Source organism: Pseudokineococcus basanitobsidens, assembly GCF_037482545.1.
GTDB classification, from domain to species: domain Bacteria; phylum Actinomycetota; class Actinomycetes; order Actinomycetales; family Quadrisphaeraceae; genus Pseudokineococcus; species Pseudokineococcus basanitobsidens.
In genome coordinates, this window is record NZ_JBBIAA010000010.1 from 24283 (window position 1) to 44198 (window position 19916).

A 19916-nucleotide genomic window follows, 5' to 3' on the forward strand; every position below is an offset into this window, starting at 1 on the left:
TCCGGGCTCGTACGCTCCCGGACGTGCTCGTGCTGCTGCCGCCCTCGCAGGGCAAGGCCGGGGCGGACGAGGGCGAGCCGGTGGACCTGCGCGGCCTCTCCTTCCCGGGGCTGACGGCGACCCGCCGGCGCGTCCTGGCCGCGGCGGCCCGCCTCGGCCGGACCCGGGCCGGGCGCGAGGCCCTCGGGGCGGCGAGCGACCAGCTGCGCCCCGAGGCGGAGCGCACCACCCGGTGGCGCACCGAGCCGGCCGTCGCCGTCGCCGACCTCTACACCGGCGTCCTCTACGACGCGCTCGACCTGCCCTCGCTCGGCGACGGCGCCCGGGCTCGCGCGGACGAGCGGCTCGTCGTCGCCTCCGCGGCGTGGGGCGCGCTGCGCCCGGACGACCGGGTGCCGCCCTACCGGCTGGCGATGGACGTCCCGCTCCCGGACCTCGGCCGGCTCGCCGCGCTGTGGCGCGAGCCGCTGCGGGCGGCGCTCGACCCCGTGACCGAGGGCCACCTCGTCGTCGACTGCCGCTCGGCCGACTACGCCGCCGCCTGGGCGCCGCGCGGGCCCACGGCGTCGCGGACGGTCCCGGTGCGGGTGCTGCGCGAGAGCGAGGGGAGGCGGTCCGTCGTCTCGCACATGGCCAAGCACGCACGGGGCCTCGTGGCGCGGGCGCTCGTCCTCGCCCCCGCCGAGCCCACGACGCCCGAGGAGCTGCGGGACCTGCTCGCCGCCACCCTCCCCCCGCTCGTGCGGGAGGCCACCGCGGCCTCCGTGCGGGGGGCGGGCGACGTCGTCGTGGAGCTCGGTGCACCGGCGCGCGACGGGCGCCGCGTCCTCGACGTCGTGCTGCGGTGACGCCGGCGGGCGCGAGGGGTCCCGCACCGGCGGCGGCCGGGTGGCTCGTCCTGGCGGGGCTGGGGGGGCTGGCCGCCGCGACCGGCGTCCTCAGCGCGGACGGCACCACCGCCGTCGTCGGGCGCACGGCGCCGGTCCTCCTCTTCGTCCTCGGCATCACGGTCGTCGCGGCGCTCGCCGACCGCGCCGGCGTCTTCGCCGCGGCGGCGGCGCGGCTGGCGCTCCTCGCCGGCGGACGTCGGTGGCTGCTGTGGCTCGCCGTCGTCGCCCTGGCGACGGCCTGCACGGCGGTCCTGTCCCTCGACACGACGGCGGTCCTGCTGACACCCGTCGTCCTGGCCCTGGCCCGCCGCACCGGCACGTCCGCCCCGCTGCTCGCCATGACGACCGTGTGGCTCTCGAGCACCGCCTCGCTGCTGCTGCCGGTGGCCAACCTCACCAACCTCCTCGCGGTCGCCGGGCCGGACCTGCCCGGCGGCGAGGCGCAGTTCCTGCGGCTGGCGCTGCTGCCCGGTGCCGTCGCGGTGCTCGTGACGGTCGCCGTCCTCGCCCTCCTCGGCCGGACGGCGCTGCGCGGTCGCTACGACGTCGCCGCGCTGCCCGCGGTGCGGACCGCGGACCGCGGCCGGCTGCTGCCGGCCGCGGGCGTGTGCCTCGCCCTCGTCCCGTCGCTGGCGCTGCTGCCGCTGGCCGGCGTACCCGTGGAGGTGCCGGCCCTGCTCGCAGCCGCCGTCCTCGTCGTGGCGGCGGCCCGGCGCCGGGAGCCGCTGCGCGGGCTCACCGACGTCCCCCTCCTCCTCGGCGTGCTGGGGCTCTTCCTCCTCGTCGCCGCCGCCGGCGAGCACGGGCTCACCGCCCCGCTGGCCGCGGTCGCGGGGGACGGCGAGGGCCCCGGCGCCCTCCTGCGGCTGGCCGGCGTCGGCGCGCTCGGGGCGAACCTCGTCGACAACCTGCCGGCCTACCTGGCGCTCGAGCCGGTCGCGGGCTCCCCGGAGCGGGTCGTCGCCCTGCTCGTCGGGGTGGACCTGGGCCCGCTCGTGACGCCGTGGGCGTGCCTCGCGACGCTGCTGTGGGCCCGCGCCTGCCGGGACGCCGGGCTGGCCGTCGACTGGTGGCGCTTCGCCGCGCGCGGGCTCGTGCTCGTGCCGCTCGTCGTCCTCGGCGCGACGGCGGCTCTCGCGCTCGTGGTCTGAGCCACCTGGCCGCCCCGTCGGCTCAGCCCGCCGCGGGGCCGCCCGAGGACGTCGAGACCTCGTAGAGGGCGTCGAAGCGCGCGCGGACGGCGGCGTAGTGGGCGGCGCGCCCGGGCCGGGGCTCGTAGACCCCCGCCAGGGGCGGGCTCGCCCGCGGGACGTCCGGCGCGAGCACCTCCAGGGCCAGGAGGGCGGTGCCGCGCAGGGTGGCGCGCTTGAGCGCGACGTGCTCGACCGGCGTGCCGATGCTGTCGGCGACGACCTGCAGCAGGGACGGCAGGCTCTGGGTGATGCGCCCGGACGCGACGAGACGGCCGGGACGTCCCGCGACACCGGCCAGCGCCTCGACCACCCGCGCGTACGTCGTCGCCACGCCCTCGGCGCTGCCGCGGAAGAGCGCCTCCGGCCCGGTGCCGGCGGACAGGTCCGCGACGACGGCGCGGGCGCCGGCGGCCCACCCCGTGCTGCGCTCGCCCGAGAGGAAGGGGACGACGACGGGGACCCGGGGGTCGGGCTCGGCGGCGAGGACGGCGTCCAGGGCGGCGTCGTCGTCGGGCAGGCGCAGCGTGGCCTGCGCCCAGGCCACCAGCCGGCCGACGTCGTTGACCGCGCCGCCCAGCAGGCTGCGGCGGGCGTCCACCCGGTAGCACCACAGGCCCGGCGGGACGCGGTCGGGGACGCCCTGGACGAGGACCCGCACGGCTCCGCTGGTCGCCGCGGCGAGGGCCACGGCGGAGGCATCGCCGGCGCCGGTACCGAGGTTGCTCGCCAGGCCGTCGGCGACGGCGGGGAACCACCGGGCGCCCGCCAGCGCCGGCCACCGGCGGGCGACCGCGGCGGCGTCGACCCCCTCGATCGGCACGCCCGGGTCCTGCACCGGCGACAGCTGCGCCGCCGTGGTGCCGCAGGCGTCGAGCAGCTCCTCGTCCCAGCGCCCCGTCCGCCGGTCGAGCAGCCCGCCCCACGCCGCGACCGGGGTGCTCGCGGCCGTCGCGCCGAGCAGGCGGCGGTGGACGTGCTCGCCGAGGGACGTCCAGGTCGCGACCCGCCCGACCACCTCGGGGGACGTCGCCCGCAGCCACAGCAGCCGCGGCGCCAGGTAGCTGGAGTGCAGCCGGGTGCCGGTGCGCTGCTGGATAACGGCCTCGTCGAGGCGCTCGCGCAGGTGCCCGACCTCGGCCGCGCAGCGCGAGTCCGCGTACGTGAAGCAGGGGGTCAGGGCGCGCCCGCCGGCGTCCATGCCGACGAGGGAGGAGGCGAAGGTGTCGAGCCCGACCCCCGCGACGGGCGGGCCGTCGTGGCGGTCCAGCAGGCGCGTGACGACGTCGGCGACCTCGTCCGCGACCTGGTCCGGGTCGACGACCGACGTGCCGTCCGCCCGGGTGGTGAAGGCGTGCGCGACCTTCGCGCGGCGGCCGACGGCGCGCCCCGTCGCGTCGTAGAGCGCACCGCGGGTGGCGGTGGAGCCGACGTCGAGGGCCAGCACGAGCGGCTCCTGCGCCTGCCCCGGCGCCACCGAGACGTCCTGGTCACCCGCCATCGTCGACCTCCCCGTCGCCGTCGTCCGGGGAACGTACCCGGCCCCGGCGACGGCGACGTCCCGGCGGTCCGGGCCGAGGCCGCCCAGGTCACGTCCCGCCGGGGCCGACGACCGTCCTCACTCCGACGGCGCCAGGACCGGCTCGCCCTCCGCCTGCACCGCGAGGGGGACGGCGACCTCCTCGCGGGCGAGCGGCAGCGCGACCGTGGTGGGCGGGGCGTCGACGGCGACCAGACGCCCGTACAGGTCCGGGCGGCGGTCGCCCCAGAGGTGGCCGGAGCGGCCGAGCCGGCGGTCGCGCGAGCCGCGCACGTCGACGTCGGCCCACGCGACGCCCTCGCCCGTCACCTCGGCGCTGACGACCCACCCGTCGGCGCCGACGACGGCGGTGCCCTCCGTCCACTCGACCCCGCGCTCGGTGCCGGTGCGGTCGGCGCAGACGACCACGACGTGGTTGGCCCGGGCCGCCCCCATCGCGGCGACCTGCCCGATCGGCCGCTCCCCCGGCGGCCGGTACCCCCGGCACCAGTTGGTGGGGACGGCGAGGAGGTCGGCCCCCGCCAGGGCCGCCGTGCGCGGCCACTCGGGGAACCCGAGGTCGTAGCAGATGAGCGGGGCGACCCGACCGTGCGCCGTCTCGACCACCGGGGGCGCGCCGTCGCCCGGGGCGAACAGGTGCCGCTCGGCGTCCCAGAGGTGGACCTTCCGGTAGACGGCCCGCACCCCGGTCGCGTCCACGACGGCGGCGCTGTTGTGCAGGCGACCGTCGTCGCCCAGCTCGCAGAAGCCTCCGACGACGACGGCGCCGGGACGTGCTCGGCACGCCTGCGCCCACCCGAGGAGCACGGGCGAGCTCGCCGGGACGGCGACCGAGCGCGCCTCGCGGTCGTCCGCGAGGACGTAGCCGCTGGTGGCCAGCTCGGGCAGGACGACGAGGTCCGCCCCGTCGGCCAGCGCCGCCGCGATCGCCGCCTGCGAGCGGACGGCGTTGCCCGGCAGGTCGAGCAGCGTCGGCGCGAGCTGGACGGCGGCGACGCGCGTCGTGGCGCCCGCGGACCAGCCGGGGCAGGACGAGGGGAGGACGTGGCTCACGGCGTGCTCCGATCGACGGAGGGCTCCGACGGGCGCCGGCCGGGACCGGCACCGCCCCCGCCCGCGGGACGAGGTGGCGCGGACGGTAGTGCTCCGTCGGCAGCCGTCGACCCCTTCTTGAAAGCCGTCATCAGGTGTTCACGCGGCGACACACCGCCGTTGCACGGGCACGCGCGGGCCCTGGCCGTCGGGCACCGCGCCGTGGCACCATCGACCGTCCGGTGACACGAGTCACCCGGGCAGCGCCCTCGACGAGGAGGAGTCCGTTGCTGAACCTCACCACCGCCACCCGCACCCTGGGTCGGCGCGCACTCGCCCCCGCACTCGCCGCCGGCCTGGTGCTGGCGTCCGCCGCGGGGCCCGCCGCCGCGGCCCCGCCCCAGCGGGCCGACCCCGCGCAGGACCTCGGGGCGAACGTCACGGTCTTCGACCCGAGCATGCCGGTCGCCGACATCCAGGCCCGCGTCGACGCCGTGTACGCCCAGCAGAAGGACAACCAGTTCGGCGAGGAGCGCTACGCGCTGCTCTTCCGGCCGGGCACGTACGGCACCGACGACCAGCCCCTGCAGATGAAGGTCGGGTACTACACCGAGGTCGCCGGCCTCGGCGCGTCCCCCGACGACGTGACGATCAACGGCAAGGTCGAGGTCTACAACCGCTGCCTCACCAACGACGACGGCACGCCGAACTGCATCGCGCTGGACAACTTCTGGCGCACCATCTCCAACCTGCACATCGCCGTGAACGGCACGGGCCAGGACGGGTGCCGCGCCTCCGCCAACTTCTGGGCCGTCTCGCAGGCCGTGCCGATGCGCAGGGTGGACGTCACGGGCGGCAACCTCTCGCTGCAGGACTACTGCACCGCGGGACCGCAGTTCGCGAGCGGCGGCTTCATCGCCGACTCCAGGGCCGGCACGGTCATCAACGGGTCCCAGCAGCAGTGGCTGATCCGCAACAGCGAGGTCGGCACCTGGACGAACGGCGTCTGGAACCAGGTGTTCTCCGGCGTCGAGGGCGCCCCGACCGAGGACGGGTTCCCCACCCCGCCGTACACGGTGCTCGACGAGACGCCGGTGAGCCGGGAGAAGCCGTACCTGACCACCGACGCCCGCGGGCGCTTCGAGGTCGTCGTGCCCGCGGCGCAGCGGGGCACCCGCGGCACCTCCTGGGAGCAGGACGGGACGTCGGGCCGGACGCTGCCGCTGCGGGACTTCTTCGTCGCCTCGCCGTCGACCTCGGTCAAGGACATGGACAACGCCCTCGCCCGCGGCAAGAACCTCCTGCTGACCCCGGGGGTCTACGACGTCGACCGGACGATCGCCGTCAAGCGCGCCGGCACGGTCGTCCTCGGGCTCGGGCACGCCACGCTCACCGCGGTCGGCGGCGCCGTGCCGATGACGGTCGCCGACGTCCCGGGCGTCGTCGTCGCCGGGGTGACGATCGACGCGGGGACGACCGAGTCCCCCGTGCTCCTGCAGGTGGGGAAGAAGAACGGGAACCACGGGCGGGCCCACGACGCCGCCGACGACCCGACGACCCTGTCCGACGTGTTCTTCCGCGTCGGCGGCCCGCACGTCGGCAAGGCCGACACGGCGCTGGAGGTCAACAGCGACGACGTGCTCGTCGACCACACGTGGGTCTGGCGCGGTGACCACGGCGTCGAGGACTTCTCCGGCGGCTTCCTCGGGGACGACGAGCGCTGGGCCGTGAACACCGGCCGCCAGGGCGTCGTCGTCCACGGTGACGACGTCACCGCCACGGGCCTGTTCGTCGAGCACTTCCAGAAGGTCAACACCACCTGGGACGGCGAGCGCGGCACCACGGTGCTCTACCAGAACGAGCTGCCCTACGACCCGCCGACGCAGGCGGACTGGACGCAGCCGGACGGCACGCTCGGGTACCCCGGCTACAAGGTCGGCGACGCGGTGACGACCCACCGCCTCTACGGCGGCGGCTCGTACGTCTACAACCGGAACAACCCGAGCATCGTCACCGAGAACGGGTTCGAGGCGCCGACGACGCCCGGCGTGCAGCTGCACCACCTGCTGACCGTGAACCTCGGCGCCGGCACGACCCGGCACGTCGTCGAGGGCGTCGGCGGTCAGGTGGACAACAGCAACACCGGCACGCCGCAGTACGTCGTGGACTACCCCGTCCGCTGACGCGACCGCTCCCTCGACGGCCCGTGCGACCGGGGTCCCGCCCCGGTCGCACGGGTCGTCGTCGGTGCCCGGCACGACCGTCGCGAGCCACCGCTCGTCAGGTCGAGGAGCGCACCACGACCTCGAGGAGCTCCGGCGGGGCGGGCCCGTCGGGGCCGTCCCCGTCGAGGTGGGCGACGAGCCGCGCGACGAGGTGAGCCACCTGCGCGTCGACGGACTGCGCGACCGTCGTCAGCGGAGGCGCCGCGAGCCGCGCGGCGGGCACGTCGTCGACGCCGACCACCGCGACGTCGCCGGGGACCTCCAGGCCCTCGGCGCGCGCCCCGGCGAGCACCGCCAGGGCCACGTCGTCGTTGTAGGCGGCGACCGCGGTGACCGGAGGGTCCTCCGCGCGCCAGGCCCGGACGGCGGCGGCCGCCGCAGGCGCCTCCAGGTCGACCTCCCGCACGGACGGGGCGGGGAGCCCGAGGTCGACGCACGCGGCGCGGGCCCCGGCGAGGCGCTGCTCGGCGAAGGCGGACACCCGGGGGTCGGTCGTCGCCGCGTAGCCGACGGTGCGGTGGCCGGCGGCGGCGAGGTGCCTCACCTGCAGACGGCCGGTCCGCTCCTGGGCGCCGGCCGTGGGGCCGGGGCCCCCCTCGGCGCCCGCCGCCGTGGTGAGCACGTCGATCCCGGCCCTGCGCATCGCCGCCTCGTCCGCGGCCGCGAAGGGCGCCAGACCCACGACGGCGCGGACGTCGACGGCCCGCCAGAGCTCGGCCAGCGGCCGGCGGTCCCGGCCGTGGTGGACCAGCAGGGCCATGCCACGGTCGGCGAGCTCCTCGGTGAGGTGCTCGAGCAGCGCGTCGACGACAGGCCCGATCGGCCAGTCCGGCAGCACGCACAGCACGAGGTCGCTGCGCCCGGTGCGCAGGGAGCGGGCCGCGGCCGACGGGGCGTAGCCGAGGCGGCGGGCGGCCTCGTGGACGCGCTCGCGGGTGGCCGCCGAGATCGACGCGTCGGCGCGGCCGTTGAGCACGTAGCTGACCGTCGTCCGGGAGACGCCGCTGGCGCGGGCGACGTCCGCGCTGGTACTTCGGGCCACGTCCGTGGAGTGTGCCGCACGCAGGACGCCGGCGTCGGCCCGAGGGGCGCCGGGGTGCCGGCGCGCCTCGACGTCGGCCGCGCGTCCCGACCCTCGTCCACGACCGGCGGCTCAGCCCTGCGGCATCGGCTGCGCGGGCTGCGGGTCGCCGTCGCGGTCGGCGCGGGCGAGGAGGTCGCGGACGACATCCGCGCGCCCGGGCGCCGGGGTCGTGACGTCGCCGTCGCTCGCGTAGGGCATGACGTAGACGGGGCGGCCGTTCTCGGCGCGCCAGCTCTCCTCGAGCGTCCCCGCGTCCAGCGCGTCGTAGCCGACGGCGTCGAGGAAAGCGGTCACCTCGGCCTTGGCGCCGGCGTCGTCGCCGAAGACCGGGAGGGTGCTGCGGTCGTCGGCGCCGCTGGCCCGCCCCAGCTGCGCCAGCGCGACGAAGAAGATGGTGTTGAAGACCTTCACGACGTGCGACTGCGGCAGGTGCTCGGCCAGCAACGAGCTCGTCGTCGTCTCCGCCCGGTCGAGGGCGTCGACGTGCCCGTCGCGGTCCGGGTAGTAGTTGTTCGTGTCCATCACGGTCTTGCCGACCAGCGGCTCGACCGGCACGTCGCGGTAGGCGTGCAGCGGCACCGTCACGAGCACGAGGTCGCCGGCCTCCGCGGCCTCGGCCGCCGTCGCCGCACGGGCGTGGGGGCCGAGCTGCGCCACGAGGTCGGCGAGGGTCTCGGGGCCGCGAGAGTTGGAGAGCACCACGTCGTAGCCCGCGTCCACGGCCAGCCGCGCCACGGTGCTGCCGATGTTGCCGCTGCCGATGAGTCCGATCGTCGTCATGGCGGTGCGAACGACGCGCGTGGCGCCGAACTTCCGTCCCGGCACCGGAGGCCGGTGTGCTCTCGTCGCGGTGGACCGCGACGAGAGCACACGGATCGCCTGCCGGTCAGGCTGCCGCCGCCGCGTCCTGCGGGGGCGCGAAGCCGCCCCCGCCGGGGCCGCCGCCGGGGGCACCGCCCATGCCGCCCGCGGGTGCCTCGCCTGCGGTGGCCGTCGTCAGCGTCGTGGCCCCCGCGGCGGCGTCGCCCCCGACGGAGTACCCGCCGACGACGTCACCGGTCGCGGTCCCGCCGCTGACGACGGTGTACCCCGCGCCGCTCTCCACGTCGGCGGAGGAGTAGACGAGCGAGGCGAACTGCTTCTCGGCCGTGTAGGTGGCGAGCACGTCGCCGTCGGCCGAGACGAGCTGGACCGTCGTGCCGGCGGCCTGCGCACCGTCCAGCGTCGCCGCCACCCACGCCTGCGCGGACTCCGTCGACGGCGCCACGGCCATCCCCGCGCTGCCCGCCGCGAGCAGCGTGCCGCCGCTGACCTCGAAGGTGCCGTCGACGTCGATCGCCCCGTTGCCGTCGCCGGTCGGCCCGCTGACGACGACCGTGCCGCCGGTCATGGCGGCGTAGCCGTTGGAGTCGAGGCCGTCTCCCTCGGCGTCCACGACGACCGTGCCGCCGGAGATCGTCAGCAGCAGGTCCTCGTCTGCCTGCTCGCCCCCGCCGCCAGGAGCGCCTCCGCCGCCGGGCATCCCGTCCTGCGCTTCGCCGTCCGCGGTCGTCCCGTCGCTCGTGGTGTCGCCGGCGGACACGTTGATGCCGTCGTCGGCCGAGGTGACGTCCACGTCGCCGCCGGAGACGGTGACGACCGCGCTCTCCAGGCCCTCCTCGGACCGCGTCACCGTGACCGCTCCCCCGCTGACCGTCAGGTCGACGTCGGCGTGCACGCCGTCGTCACCCGTCGCGAGCGTGAGTGCGCCGTCGGTGATGCTCACCGCGCCGTCGGAGTGGACGGCGTCGTCGGCCGCGTCGACGGTGACGGTGCCGCCACCGACGACCACGCTGACACCACCCTTGAGCCCTTTGGCCGAGGCGTCGTCGGCGAGCTCGGCGTCCGCGCCCCCGCCGGCCGTCACGTCGAGCGTCCCGCCCGCGACGACGACGTCGGTCTCGGCGACGACGCCGTCCCCTCCCGCGACGACGGTCGTGGTGCCGCCCTCGAGCGCGACGTACCCGGCCGTCGCGGCGTCGTCGGCGTCGGCCTTCAGGCCGTCGCCGCCGGCGGTGACGTCGAGCGTCCCGCCGGCCACGACGAGGTCGTCCTTGCCACGGACGCCGTCGTCGACGGCGTCGACGGTGACGTCGCCGGACTCGACCACCAGCCCGTCCTTGCTCGTGATGCCGTCCTCCGCACGGCCGGTGACGACGAGGGCGCCGGTGCCCGTGATCGTCGTGTCCGCGGTGCTGTAGAAGGCCGCGGCGGCGTCGGTGCCGTCCCCGGCGGCGTAGTCGGTGCCGTCGGCGAGGCTGCTCGTCGTGCCGTCGGCGAGCTCGACGACCACCGCGCCGGCGTCGAGGACGCCGATCGCCGAGGTGGTCGAGCTCGTGATGTCGGCGACGTCGAGGACGAGGGTGACGACGCCGTCGTCGGTGGTGTCCACGACGACCTGCCCGTCGTCGAGCGTCCCGCTGACCCGGTAGGTGCCGGCCGCGGTGATGGTGACCGTGCCGCCGTCGACGGTCACGGCCTCGGAGTCGGCGCTCGCCGTCGTGCCGTCGAGGGTGACGGCGATCTCCTCGGCGGAGTCGTCCGCGGCGGAGGTGGTGGGCTCGAGGTTCGCGGCGAGCGCGTCCTGGACGGTCGTGGCCGTGGCGGCCTCGACGTCGGCGGCGGAGACGACGCTCGTGGTCGCGGCGGCGGACGTCGCGGTGTCGGTGGTCGCGGCCGTCGCGGTGCACCCGGCCAGCACGGCGGCGAGGCCGGCGGCGGTCACGGCGGCGGCGAGGGACCGGGTCGAGCGGGGGCGGCGCATCAGGTGTCCGTTCGTCGGTGGTCTGCGGTGGAGCCACCGTGGGCCGGGCGGTTGTCCGGGCCCGAGGTCTCCTCTGTGCGGCGTCTGTGCGTCTCCGCCGTCGTCCGGAGCAGTCCGTGGCGTGCCCGCGCACACGGACGTGGGGGGACGACACCGCGGCCGGGGGGAGGGGGCGACCTGCCGACGTCGACACGACGTCGCGTCGCGGCGGGTCGGAGGGGTGGCACCGCGGCGGGGCGAGACCTCTGCAGGTCGCCTCGCGCGGGCTACGGCACGGTGAGCAGCCCCGCGGCTCGGGCACCGCGGGCGAGCCGGTCGTCCCAGACCGCCACGACGAGGTCCCCCGCGTCGACGGCGAGCGCACTGGCGAGGTGGACGGCGTCGGCACCACGCAGGCCGTGCTCGACGGCCAGGTCCCCGGCTCGCGTGGCGAGCGCCGGGCTCAGCTCCACGGCCCCCAGGCCGACCGCGAGTCCTGCCCACCGGTCGTCGGCTGCGGCCCATCCCCTCTCGTCGAGCCGTCCGCCGCGACGGGCCGCCGCGAGGGCGGCCCGCACCTCGACCCCGGCGAGGCGGCTGGAGACGACGGCGTCAGCGCCGTCCCAGAGCGCTGCGGCCACGTCGCTCCCCTCCTCCTCGACGAGAAGCTTCACGAGAGCACTGCTGTCGAGGTAGACGACGGACACGGCCGTCAGCGACGCTGCTCGCCGACGAGTCCGGAGACGTCGCCGTGGGCCCGGACCCGCGGCACGTCCGTCGCCCGGGGCCTGGACCCCGGCGCAGGACGTGACAGCAGCCCCTCCCGTGTCAGACGGTCGAGCAGGGACACCTGCTCGACCGCCGTCAGGCGGGCCACCGGCGCGCCGCGGTCGGTGACCACGACGTCCTCTCCCTCGCGGGCGCGGCTGATCCACGCGGCGAGATCTGCCCTGAGGTCGGTCACGGAGACGTCCACAGCATGACCGTACAGAAGCGGATGCTCGATACGTACAGTCGGGTGCCGTCATCGCGGCCGAGCGTCGGCTCGCCGTCTCGCGACCCGGCGGGCGACCTCACCGCCCGAAGTAGCGCCGCAGCGTCCGGTGCCACCGGTTGGCGGGCAGCTCGGGGCGCAGGCAGGCGAGGCCGACGCAGTACTTGCTGATGGTCACCGGCCGCACGCCCGCGGACCACAGCCACCGGTCGGCGGCGCCGGGCGCGCCGGCGGACTTGGTCTCCACGAGCACGTGGTCGTCGAGGACGACGGCGTCGCCGTCCGGGCCCGTGCAGACGAGGCCGACGTCGCACGTCAGCCGGGCGCCCGCCTCGCGGTCGAGCAGGGTGCTGCGCGCGTACGTCGTCGTCAGCACCGGCCGCAGCGGGGCGTCGCCGAGGAGCGGGCCAACCCGCGTGCGGACGAACCGCTCGGCGTCGGGGGGCAGCGCGTCCCGGTCGGCGAGGGGGTGCGGGCGTCGCTCCTTGACGGTCTCGCCGCGCCCACCCTGGGTCTTGACCTCGAGCACGCACTCCCCCGTGTCCAGGTAGGTGCGCGTGCGCACCTTGAACCGGCGGCGGCGACCGTGCGCGGCCGCCCGGTAGGCGAGCAGGTCCGGGGTGTCGACGTAGACGGACTCGTACCCGAAGGCTCGCCGCCCGCCGGTGTCGAGGACGACAGCCCGGTCCTCCATCGCCCCGAGCAGCCGCTCGGACGCCCTGGGGTCGAGCAGGTACTTGCGGTCGGTGCGCGTCTGCAGGCTCGCCGCCGCGACCAGCTCGTCGAGGCTGATCGGCGCGAACCGGTCGAGCGCGGGCGCGAGGCGCTGGGCGAGAGCCGACGGCACGGGCCGGCCGGGCAGGACCGGTGCGAGGCCGCTCACGAGCGCGGCGCGGGGACGAGCGCGGCCTCGTCGCCACGGGCGGGCAGCATCTCGGCGGCGGGCGCGCCCTGCGGGCGACGCTCGGCCGGCGCGGGACGGAGGCGGTAGCGGACGTCGACGCGCGTCTGGTCACGCACCAGGTCGGTCTGCTGGACGACGACCTTGCGGACCTCGGCGCCGAGCAGCTGCTCGAGCCGTGCGGTCAGCGCCCGCTCGTCGGGGTAGACGGCGTCGAGGGTGACCTCCTGCCGGCGGTACCGCTCGTGCAGGCGCGGGTGGTCCCCGACCGCCATGACGGCGACGAGCAGCACCGCCAGCGCCGGGGCGACCCACGCCGGGTCCGGCGCCAGACCGGCGACCAGCCCCAGGGCCAGGGAGACGAAGTAGTAGGCGACCTCCTCCTGCGAGATCTCCGAGGAGCGCAGCCGGATGATCGACAGGACGCCGAAGAGCCCCAGCCCCAGCCCGGCGGCGACCGTGGCGTCGGCGAGCGTCATGGTGACGGCGAGGACGCCGACGTTGAGGCCGACGTAGGCCAGCAGCATGTCCCGGCGCCGGTGGCGGCGGTAGTAGACGCCGTAGGTCAGGACGGCGATCGCCGCGAGGTCGACGGCGACGGTCAGCAGGTGCGGCACGGGAGGCTCCTCGGTGGTGTGAGAAGCCCTGACGCTGGGGCGTCGGCCTGTGCGTCCGCCATGACGGCCATGTGGTCGGCGCGTGACGTGCTCGGCGGGCAGCCGCACGAGCACCGACGCCACAGCCGGCCGCAGGAGGACGGCCTCTACGCCGTCGTCGTGCGGCCGTCCGACGGCTCCGGCGCGATCGCTCGCCCCGCGGACGTCGTCGCCCCGGCCCGGGCCTACCGGACGGGCGCGCCGAGGACGTCGACCGCGTCGATCTCCGCGTACCAGGAGACCCGCGTCAGGGTGACGGTGTTCCACCCCTGCTCGAGCCTCGCGTCGTGCTCGAGCGTCTGCCAGTTCCCCCACCGCGTGTGCGGGTAGGTGACGAGCCCGGCGTCCGCGCCGTCGACGGTCAGGCGGTGGGTGGCCGCCAGCGGGTAGCCGCCGCGCTCGGAGCCGTTGGCGAAGCGGATCCCGAGCGTGGTCCACCCGGCACGGTCGACCCAGACCTGCACCGAGACCGAGCTGTCGGCGAAGTCGAGCCCGCCGACCTTGGCCCCGCCGGACGCGCCGGCGTCGTCGACGACCCGGGCGTGCGTGACGACGCCCGCCTCCGCCTCGTAGCGCGTGGCGTCGGCCGGGTCCTGCGGGTGGACGGGAGCCGCCGGCTGCAGGCGGTGGTCGTCGACGTCGACCGCGTCGAGCTCGGCGAAGAAGGTCGCCGTGGTGAGCGTGACGGTGTTCCAGCCCGCCCGGAGCTTCACGCGCGTCTCGACGCGCTGCCAGTTCTCCCACCCGGTGTGGAGGAAGGTGACGGTGCCCCCGTCCTGGCCGTTGACGGTGAGCGCGTCGGTGGCGAGCACCCGCTGCCCACCGTCCAGCGACCCGTTGGCGTACCGGATGCCGAGGGTCGCCCGGGTGGTCCTCTCGCTGTGCACCCGCACGGACACCGAGCTGTCGGCGGCGTCGAGCCCGCCGACCTTCTCCCCGCCCGAGGCGCTCGTGTCGGCGACGACCCGGGCGTTCGTGACCTCGCCGTCCTCGGCCTCGTAGCGGGTCGCCGCCGCGGTGACGGCCGGCACGCCGTCCGCACCCCACACCAGCGGGCTGGTGTAGATCGCCCGGTAGCTGAACGTCGGGTCCCAGCCGTGGAAGACGACCGCGGTGCTGCCGTCGCGGGTCGTGATGACGTCCTGGCCGCCGGGGCCGCGGACGTCGCCCTGGAACAGGTCCGAGGTCATCAGCTCGGTGCCGGCCTTCGTGTACGGACCGGTGAGGGCGGGCGCCGTCGCGTAGCCGGTGCGGTAGGCGCCGCCGTAGAAGTCGTTCGCCGAGTAGAAGAGGTAGTAGGTGCCGTCGTGCCGGACGATGGTCGGCGCCTCGACGACCGCGCCCTCCCACGGCTGGTCGTTGCGGATCAGCTCGGTGGCGGGACCGGTGAGCGTGGTCCCGTCCGCCGACAACGGCTGGACGAAGATCGTCGCGGGCTTGCTGCAGCAGTTCCCGTCCGCCTTCCACAGCAGCCAGAGCCGGCCGTCCTCGGCGTACGTGCTGGCGTCGATGGCGCCGCCGAGGTCGGGCGGGTCCTGCGCGGTGGGGCACACGAGCGGGTCGTCACCCACCGGCTGGAACGGCCCGTCCGGGGACGACGAGGTCGCCACCCCGATGCACTGGCGGCCGGACGCCTCGTCCCGGGCGGTGTAGTAGAGCGCGTACCCGTCCCCCACCGCGGTGACCTCGGGCGCCCAGACGCACGAGTCGGTGGCGCCGCCGGGCGCGAAGCTGCACGGACCGACCCAGTCGCCGAGCACGGGCAGGACGTCGTCCTGCGTCGTCCACGTCCGCAGGTTCCGCGACGTCCGGTGCTGGACGTTCTGGCCGTCGGAGTTGGTCGCGTAGGCGTGGTAGACGCCGCCCACGAGCAGCACGTCCGGGTCGGCGAAGTTGTCGTCGACCACCGGCTGGGTCGTGCGGTGCGCGTCGACGGGCTGCCGCGGTGGGGCCGCGTCGTCGCCGCCCAGCGCGGTGGCGGTCGCGGCGGGCGTCAGGAGGCCGAGCGCGAGCAGCGCTCCTGCGACCCCGGTCAGCAGGCGGCGCGGCTGCGGTGCCACAGGTGTCCCTCTCGACGTCGTCGTCCCGGGTGTCCGGGACATCCTGGGTCGACGGTGGTCGAGGGTCAACACCCCGAGGCCGCAGCCGCGGAGCAGTGGTCGGCATCCGTGACCGTGCACGGTCACGGATGCCGACACCTCCGTCGTCGGGCGGCGTCGCCGGGGTCAGCCGCGGGGCGCGCGTCACCTCACCCGGGGAGCGCTCGCTCCACGTCCTCCAGCAGGTCGTCCACGTCCTCGAGCCCGACCGACAGCCGCACCAGCCCGTCGGTGATCCCGACGCGCGCGCGCCCCTCCGGGCCGAGCCGGCGGTGCGTCGTCGTCGCGGGATGGGTGATGAGCGACTTCGAGTCCCCGAGGTTGTTGGAGATGTCGACGACCCGCAGCCCGTCGAGCAGCCGGAAGGCCGCCTCCTTGCCGCCGTCGAGCGTCATCGTCACGACCGTCCCGCCCCCGCTCATCTGGGAGCGGGCGAGGTCGGCCTGCGGGTGGCTGTCGAGGAACGGGTAGACCACCGACTGCACCCCCGGCTGCCCCTCCAGCCACCGTGCGACCCGCTCGGCCGAGGCGACCTGGTGGCGCACCCGCATCGCCAGCGTCTCCAGGCCCTTCGTCAGCACCCACGCGTTGAACGGCGAAAGCGACGGGCCGGTGTGCCGGATCAGCGTCTCGACGCCGCCGGTCAGCAGCGCCGTCGGCCCGAGGATCGCCCCGCCGAGGGTGCGGCCCTGGCCGTCGATGTGCTTGGTCGTCGAGTAGACGACGACGTCCGCGCCCAGCTCCATCGGCTTCTGCAGCACCGGGGTGGCGAAGACGTTGTCGACGACGACGCATGCGCCGGCCGCGTGCGCCATCTCGCTGACGCGCCGGACGTCGACGACCTCCTGCATGGGGTTGGACGGCGTCTCGAAGAACACCGCCGTCGTCGGCTGCGCGAGCGCGGCCTCCCACTGCTCGAGGTCCGCGCCGTCGACGAAGACCGTCTCCACGCCCCAGCGCGGCAGGATCTCGTCGAGGATGACGAAGCACGAGCCGAACAGGCTGCGGGCGGCGACCACCCGGTCGCCCTGCCCGAGCAGCGCCGCGAGCGCCGTGAAGACCGCCGACATGCCGGACGCCGTCGCCACGCACGCGGGGGCGCCCTCGAGCAGGCGCAGCCGCTCCTCGAACGTCGCCACGGTCGGGTTGCCGTAGCGGGAGTAGACGAACCGGTCGACCTCGCCGGAGAACGCGGCCTCGGCCTCGGCCGCCGAGCCGTAGACGTACCCCGACGTCAGGTACAGCGCCTCGGACGTCTCCTCGAAGCCCGAGCGGGTCAGCCCGCCGCGGACGGCGAGGGTGTCGGGACGCAGCGGCCGCGCCCCCGTGCCGGTCGACGGGTCGTCGGACGCCGCGGCCCGCGGGTCGAGCGGGAAGACGGCGTCGTCCGCCCCCTCCGAGGGGGCGCCCGGAGGCGTCACCCCTGCCGCCAGGGCAGCCCGTCGGCGCGCCAGCCGCGCACCCCGCGGTGGTGGTCCTCGTCCGGAGGGCCCTCGAAGCCGTCGAGCACGTTGTAGGCCGGGCCGAGGCCCGCCGTCGTCGCCGCCTGCGCCGCCCCGACCGAGCGCACGCCCGAGCGGCAGAGGAAGACGACCGGCGTCTGCTCCCCCACCCCGGCGTCGGCGAGCTCGGCGAGGAAGGACGGGTTGCGCTCGCCCGTCGGGAAGTGCTGCCACTGCACGCCGAGGACGTCGCGGCCCAGGCCGGAGACGTCCGGCACCCCGACGTAGGCCCACTCCGCGTCGGTGCGCACGTCGACGAGGACGGCGCGCTCGTCGTCCCGCAGGAGCTCCCACGCCTGCTGCGGCGTGAGGTCGCCGGCGTAGGAGCCGTCCGGGGGCGGCGTGCCGACCGGACCCGGCGCGGCGCCGTCCGGGGTCGCCTCGGGGGCGACCTCGCCGCGGCCGGCGGCGTCCGGGCTGCCGCCCTCGCCGGCGGCGCTCATCGCTGGTCCTCCGGCAGCAGCACGGCCTGGGCGCAGTGCAGCTCGCCCCCGACGACGGTGATGACCGGTGGGCCGTGCAGCACGTAGCCCTGGTCGAGGTGGTCGGACACCTTCCGGCAGAAGTCCGGGGTGTCCGGGCCGGTCAGCAGCTTGTACGACTTCCGCTTCGTCGGCGCGGCCTCGCGGCCGGCGCCGGCGGGCTCGGCGGTGGTGGCGTCCATCACGTCCTCCTCCAGGTCCGCGGCGGTGGTGGCGTCGCCACGGCCCTCCCGCTCGGTGTCCTGCCCGTTGTCCTGCCCGTTGTCCTGCCCGGTGTCCTGCCCGGTGCCCTGCCCGGTGTCCTGCCCGGTGTCCTGCCCGGTGTCCTGCCCGGTGTCCTGCTCGGTCGCGTGCTCGGCGACGACGTCCTCGGTGGCCCGGGCCGGCGGGGCGTCGTCGACGGTGCCCGACAGGTCGAGCAGCCAGTCGGCCTCGTCGACGGCGTCCCCGGACGACGCCGCACCGCCCGTGGCGACGCCGGACGCGACGCGCTTGGGCTCCCAAGTGCGCCCGGCCGCGGCGGCGTCCATCGCCTCGTTGGCGAGGCGGTCGGCGTGGCTGTTCTGCGCGCGGGGGATCCACTCGAAGCGGACCTGGTCGCGCGGCCACACCTCGCGGGCCTCCTGCCAGAGCCGCTGCATGTCGGCGTGCTTGACCTTCCACCGCCCCGACATCTGCTCCACGACGAGCTTGGAGTCCATCCGGACGAGCACGCTCGCGCCGGGGTCGATCTCCTTCGCGGCCCGCAGCCCGGCGAGCAGGCCGCCGTACTCGGCGACGTTGTTCGTCGCCCGCCCGATCGCCCTCGCGACCTCCGCGACCACGGGCCCTCCCGGGCCGCCGTCCTTCACGAGGGCGCCGTACCCGGCCGGGCCGGGGTTGCCGCGCGAGCCCCCGTCCGCCTCGACGACGAGCCGGCGGGCGTTCGGCCCGCCACCGGCCGAGGGGCTCACAGCCCCGACTCCGGGGTGCGCACGAGGATCCGCTCGCACTCCTCGCACCGCAGGACGGCGTCCTCGGGCGCGTCGCGCAGCCGGCCGATCGACATCGCGTCCTGCTCCATCCGGCACCCCTCGCACCGGCGTGCCCGCAGCGGCGCCGCGCCGAGCCCGCCGTGCTCGCGGCGCGAGGCCTCGTAGAGGTCGAGCAGCTCGTCGCCGACGGCGGCGGCGACCCGCTCGCGGTCGGCGCGCACGGACTCGACGTCGCGGTCGACCTCCGTCACCGCCGTCTCCAGCGCGGCGCGGGCCTGCTCGGCCTCGGCGTCGACCTCGGCGAGCAGCTGCTCGAGCCCGACGAGGGAGGTCTGCGCCAGCTCCTGGCGCTCCATCACCTCGAGCTCGACCTCCTCGAGCGCGGACTGCCGGCGCGCCAGCGACTCCAGCTCGGAGACGAGCGCGGCGGCGTCCTTGGCGCTGACGGCGCCGGAGTCCAGACGGGTCTGGTTGCGGGTGGCGCGCTGGCGCACCTGGTCGACGTCCCGCTCGGCGCGGGCGACCTCGCGCTCGACGTCGGACGCCGCGGTCCGGGCGCGGACGACGTCGTCGCGCAGCGCCGCGGAGCGCTGCTCGCGCTCGGCGAGGGCGGTGCGCTCGGGCAGCGTGCGACGGCGGTGCGCCAGCTGGGACAGGCGGGTGTCGAGGGCCTGCACGTCGAGCAGCCGCAGCTGGTCGCGGGCGGGGGCGGTGGTGGTCAGGGGACCTGTCCTCCCGGGTCGGCGGTGCCCTGGCGGGCGCCGCGGTGGAGCGGTGGCTGCCGCCGCGGGACGCCGCTCGTGCGGGGCCTCGCGGTGCGGTCACGCTACCGCCGCCGGACGCTCCGTCACGGTGCGTCCGCCCGGCGGTACGGCCTCCCGGCCGCGGCTCAGCGGTGGGCCGGCAACGGGCGCAGCAGCAGCGTCACCTGCGCCCCGCCGCCGGAGCGGCCGGGCACGCGCTCGGCCACGGCGTGCGCGGCGCTGACGAGCCGGTGCGCCACCGGGTGCTTGCGCCGCAGCAGCTCGTTCGTCCGGCGCACCTCGGCGGCGTCGTCGCTGACCTCGACGGCCACGGACGTCGTCGCGGCACCGTCCTCGAGGCGCCCGCGGGCGTCGCACGGGGTCACGGTCGCCCGCGGGTCGCGGCGCGCCCGGCGCACCTTCGCGCTCGTCGCGCCCGTGGTCACGCGCAGCACGTCGCCGTCGCGCACCAGCCACACCGGGGTCGGCCGCTCGCTGCCGTCCGCGCGGTACGTCACCAGGCTCACGTAGGTCTGCGCGCCGAGGCTCTCGAGCGTCCGGGCGCTGTCGTCGGTCATGGCGGGACGCTAGCCACGCGAGGCGCTCGGCGACAGGCGCTGCCGGACCGTCCGCGCCGCTCCCCGACGTGCCCACGCGGGCCGGAGCCGTCGTCGACGGTCCCCGGCCCGTCGTCCGGCACGGTGGCCGGCGTGCGGCTCAGCGCACCGGCCCGCCGGGGCTCGCGACCCGCATCGACCAGGGGTCCGAGCGCCGGCGGCTGACGTTCACCGTCACCGTGGCGGCGACCTCCTCGAGGTCGGC

The 19916-nt window shown here is 76.5% G+C and carries 17 protein-coding genes and 1 pseudogene; 3 read left to right on the top strand and 15 right to left on the bottom strand.

Going from position 1 to position 19916, the window contains the following annotated elements; all coding sequences use genetic code 11:
• Positions 1-23: 23 nt before the first annotated feature.
• Positions 24-848 carry a YaaA family protein gene (locus WDZ17_RS10210; RefSeq protein WP_339575048.1) on the top strand — a complete coding sequence of 275 codons (825 nt, stop codon included), beginning with the start codon at positions 24-26 and terminating at the stop codon, positions 846-848.
• Entirely contained in the window at positions 845-2041 is a 1197-nt protein-coding gene (locus WDZ17_RS10215) for an SLC13 family permease (RefSeq protein WP_339575049.1), read from the top strand. The genes WDZ17_RS10210 and WDZ17_RS10215 overlap by 4 nt, the downstream gene beginning before the upstream one ends.
• A gap of 22 nt (positions 2042-2063) precedes the next feature.
• Here the strand turns inward: WDZ17_RS10215 and WDZ17_RS10220 are convergent, their stop codons facing one another.
• Together WDZ17_RS10220 and WDZ17_RS10225 are read right to left on the bottom strand one after the other, a co-directional pair.
• Positions 2064-3581: a gluconokinase gene (locus WDZ17_RS10220; RefSeq protein WP_339575050.1), complete on the bottom strand. Its 1518-nt coding sequence runs from the start codon at positions 3579-3581 to the stop codon at positions 2064-2066.
• Between the two features lie 117 nt (positions 3582-3698).
• Positions 3699-4673, bottom strand: coding sequence for a nitrilase-related carbon-nitrogen hydrolase (locus tag WDZ17_RS10225; RefSeq protein ID WP_339575051.1), 975 nt, complete (start codon positions 4671-4673; stop codon positions 3699-3701).
• Positions 4674-4939: 266 nt separating this feature from the next.
• On the opposite strand from WDZ17_RS10225, the gene WDZ17_RS10230 reads away from it, so the two are divergent.
• Positions 4940-6835, top strand: coding sequence for a pectate lyase-like domain-containing protein (locus tag WDZ17_RS10230; protein WP_339575052.1), 1896 nt, complete (start codon positions 4940-4942; stop codon positions 6833-6835).
• A gap of 97 nt (positions 6836-6932) precedes the next feature.
• On the opposite strand, the gene WDZ17_RS10235 is transcribed toward WDZ17_RS10230, so the two are convergent.
• From WDZ17_RS10235 to WDZ17_RS10295, 13 genes and pseudogenes are all read right to left on the bottom strand, one after another.
• Positions 6933-7919, bottom strand: a complete 987-nt coding sequence (locus WDZ17_RS10235; RefSeq protein ID WP_339575053.1) for a LacI family DNA-binding transcriptional regulator — start codon at positions 7917-7919, stop codon at positions 6933-6935.
• 111 nt (positions 7920-8030) lie between these two features.
• The gene (locus WDZ17_RS10240; RefSeq protein WP_422631941.1) at positions 8031-8786 is read right to left on the bottom strand and encodes an NADPH-dependent F420 reductase; all 756 of its coding nucleotides are present in this window, start codon (positions 8784-8786) and stop codon (positions 8031-8033) included.
• A 61-nt stretch (positions 8787-8847) separates the two neighbouring features.
• Positions 8848-10764 carry a carbohydrate-binding domain-containing protein gene (locus WDZ17_RS10245; protein ID WP_339575055.1) on the bottom strand — a complete coding sequence of 639 codons (1917 nt, stop codon included), beginning with the start codon at positions 10762-10764 and terminating at the stop codon, positions 8848-8850.
• A 266-nt stretch (positions 10765-11030) separates the two neighbouring features.
• Positions 11031-11450 carry a type II toxin-antitoxin system VapC family toxin gene (locus tag WDZ17_RS10250; RefSeq protein WP_339575056.1) on the bottom strand — a complete coding sequence of 140 codons (420 nt, stop codon included), beginning with the start codon at positions 11448-11450 and terminating at the stop codon, positions 11031-11033.
• 5 nt (positions 11451-11455) lie between these two features.
• Positions 11456-11719, bottom strand: a complete 264-nt coding sequence (locus tag WDZ17_RS10255; RefSeq protein ID WP_339575057.1) for a type II toxin-antitoxin system Phd/YefM family antitoxin — start codon at positions 11717-11719, stop codon at positions 11456-11458.
• A 97-nt stretch (positions 11720-11816) separates the two neighbouring features.
• Positions 11817-12620, bottom strand: coding sequence for a polyphosphate polymerase domain-containing protein (locus WDZ17_RS10260; RefSeq protein WP_339575058.1), 804 nt, complete (start codon positions 12618-12620; stop codon positions 11817-11819).
• A complete protein-coding gene (locus WDZ17_RS10265; protein ID WP_339575059.1) occupies positions 12617-13255 on the bottom strand; it encodes a DUF4956 domain-containing protein in 639 nt (212 codons plus the stop codon). The genes WDZ17_RS10260 and WDZ17_RS10265 overlap by 4 nt, the downstream gene beginning before the upstream one ends.
• Before the next feature lie 224 nt (positions 13256-13479).
• Positions 13480-15354 carry a family 43 glycosylhydrolase gene (locus tag WDZ17_RS10270; RefSeq protein WP_339575060.1) on the bottom strand — a complete coding sequence of 625 codons (1875 nt, stop codon included), beginning with the start codon at positions 15352-15354 and terminating at the stop codon, positions 13480-13482.
• A gap of 188 nt (positions 15355-15542) precedes the next feature.
• Positions 15543-16706: an O-succinylhomoserine sulfhydrylase gene (locus WDZ17_RS10275; RefSeq protein WP_422631944.1), complete on the bottom strand. Its 1164-nt coding sequence runs from the start codon at positions 16704-16706 to the stop codon at positions 15543-15545.
• A gap of 104 nt (positions 16707-16810) precedes the next feature.
• A pseudogene (locus WDZ17_RS10280) lies at positions 16811-17221 on the bottom strand (rhodanese-like domain-containing protein); the annotation flags it as partial.
• A 113-nt stretch (positions 17222-17334) separates the two neighbouring features.
• Positions 17335-18330, bottom strand: coding sequence for a reverse transcriptase-like protein (locus WDZ17_RS10285; RefSeq protein ID WP_339575063.1), 996 nt, complete (start codon positions 18328-18330; stop codon positions 17335-17337).
• Positions 18327-19028: a zinc ribbon domain-containing protein gene (locus WDZ17_RS10290; protein WP_339575064.1), complete on the bottom strand. Its 702-nt coding sequence runs from the start codon at positions 19026-19028 to the stop codon at positions 18327-18329. Before WDZ17_RS10290 ends, WDZ17_RS10285 begins: the two co-directional genes overlap by 4 nt.
• A 212-nt stretch (positions 19029-19240) precedes the next feature.
• Entirely contained in the window at positions 19241-19672 is a 432-nt protein-coding gene (locus tag WDZ17_RS10295) for a PPOX class F420-dependent oxidoreductase (RefSeq protein ID WP_339575065.1), read from the bottom strand.
• Between the last annotated feature and the right edge of the window lie 244 nt (positions 19673-19916).

Excerpts from the sequence above, each read along its gene's own strand:
- WDZ17_RS10245 (WP_339575055.1), bottom strand. The coding sequence starts at position 10,764 with ATGCGCCGCCCCCGCTCGACCCGGTCCCTCGCCGCCGCCGTGACCGCC.
- WDZ17_RS10220 (WP_339575050.1), bottom strand. The coding sequence starts at position 3,581 with ATGGCGGGTGACCAGGACGTCTCGGTGGCGCCGGGGCAGGCGCAGGAG.
- WDZ17_RS10295 (WP_339575065.1), bottom strand. The coding sequence starts at position 19,672 with ATGACCGACGACAGCGCCCGGACGCTCGAGAGCCTCGGCGCGCAGACC.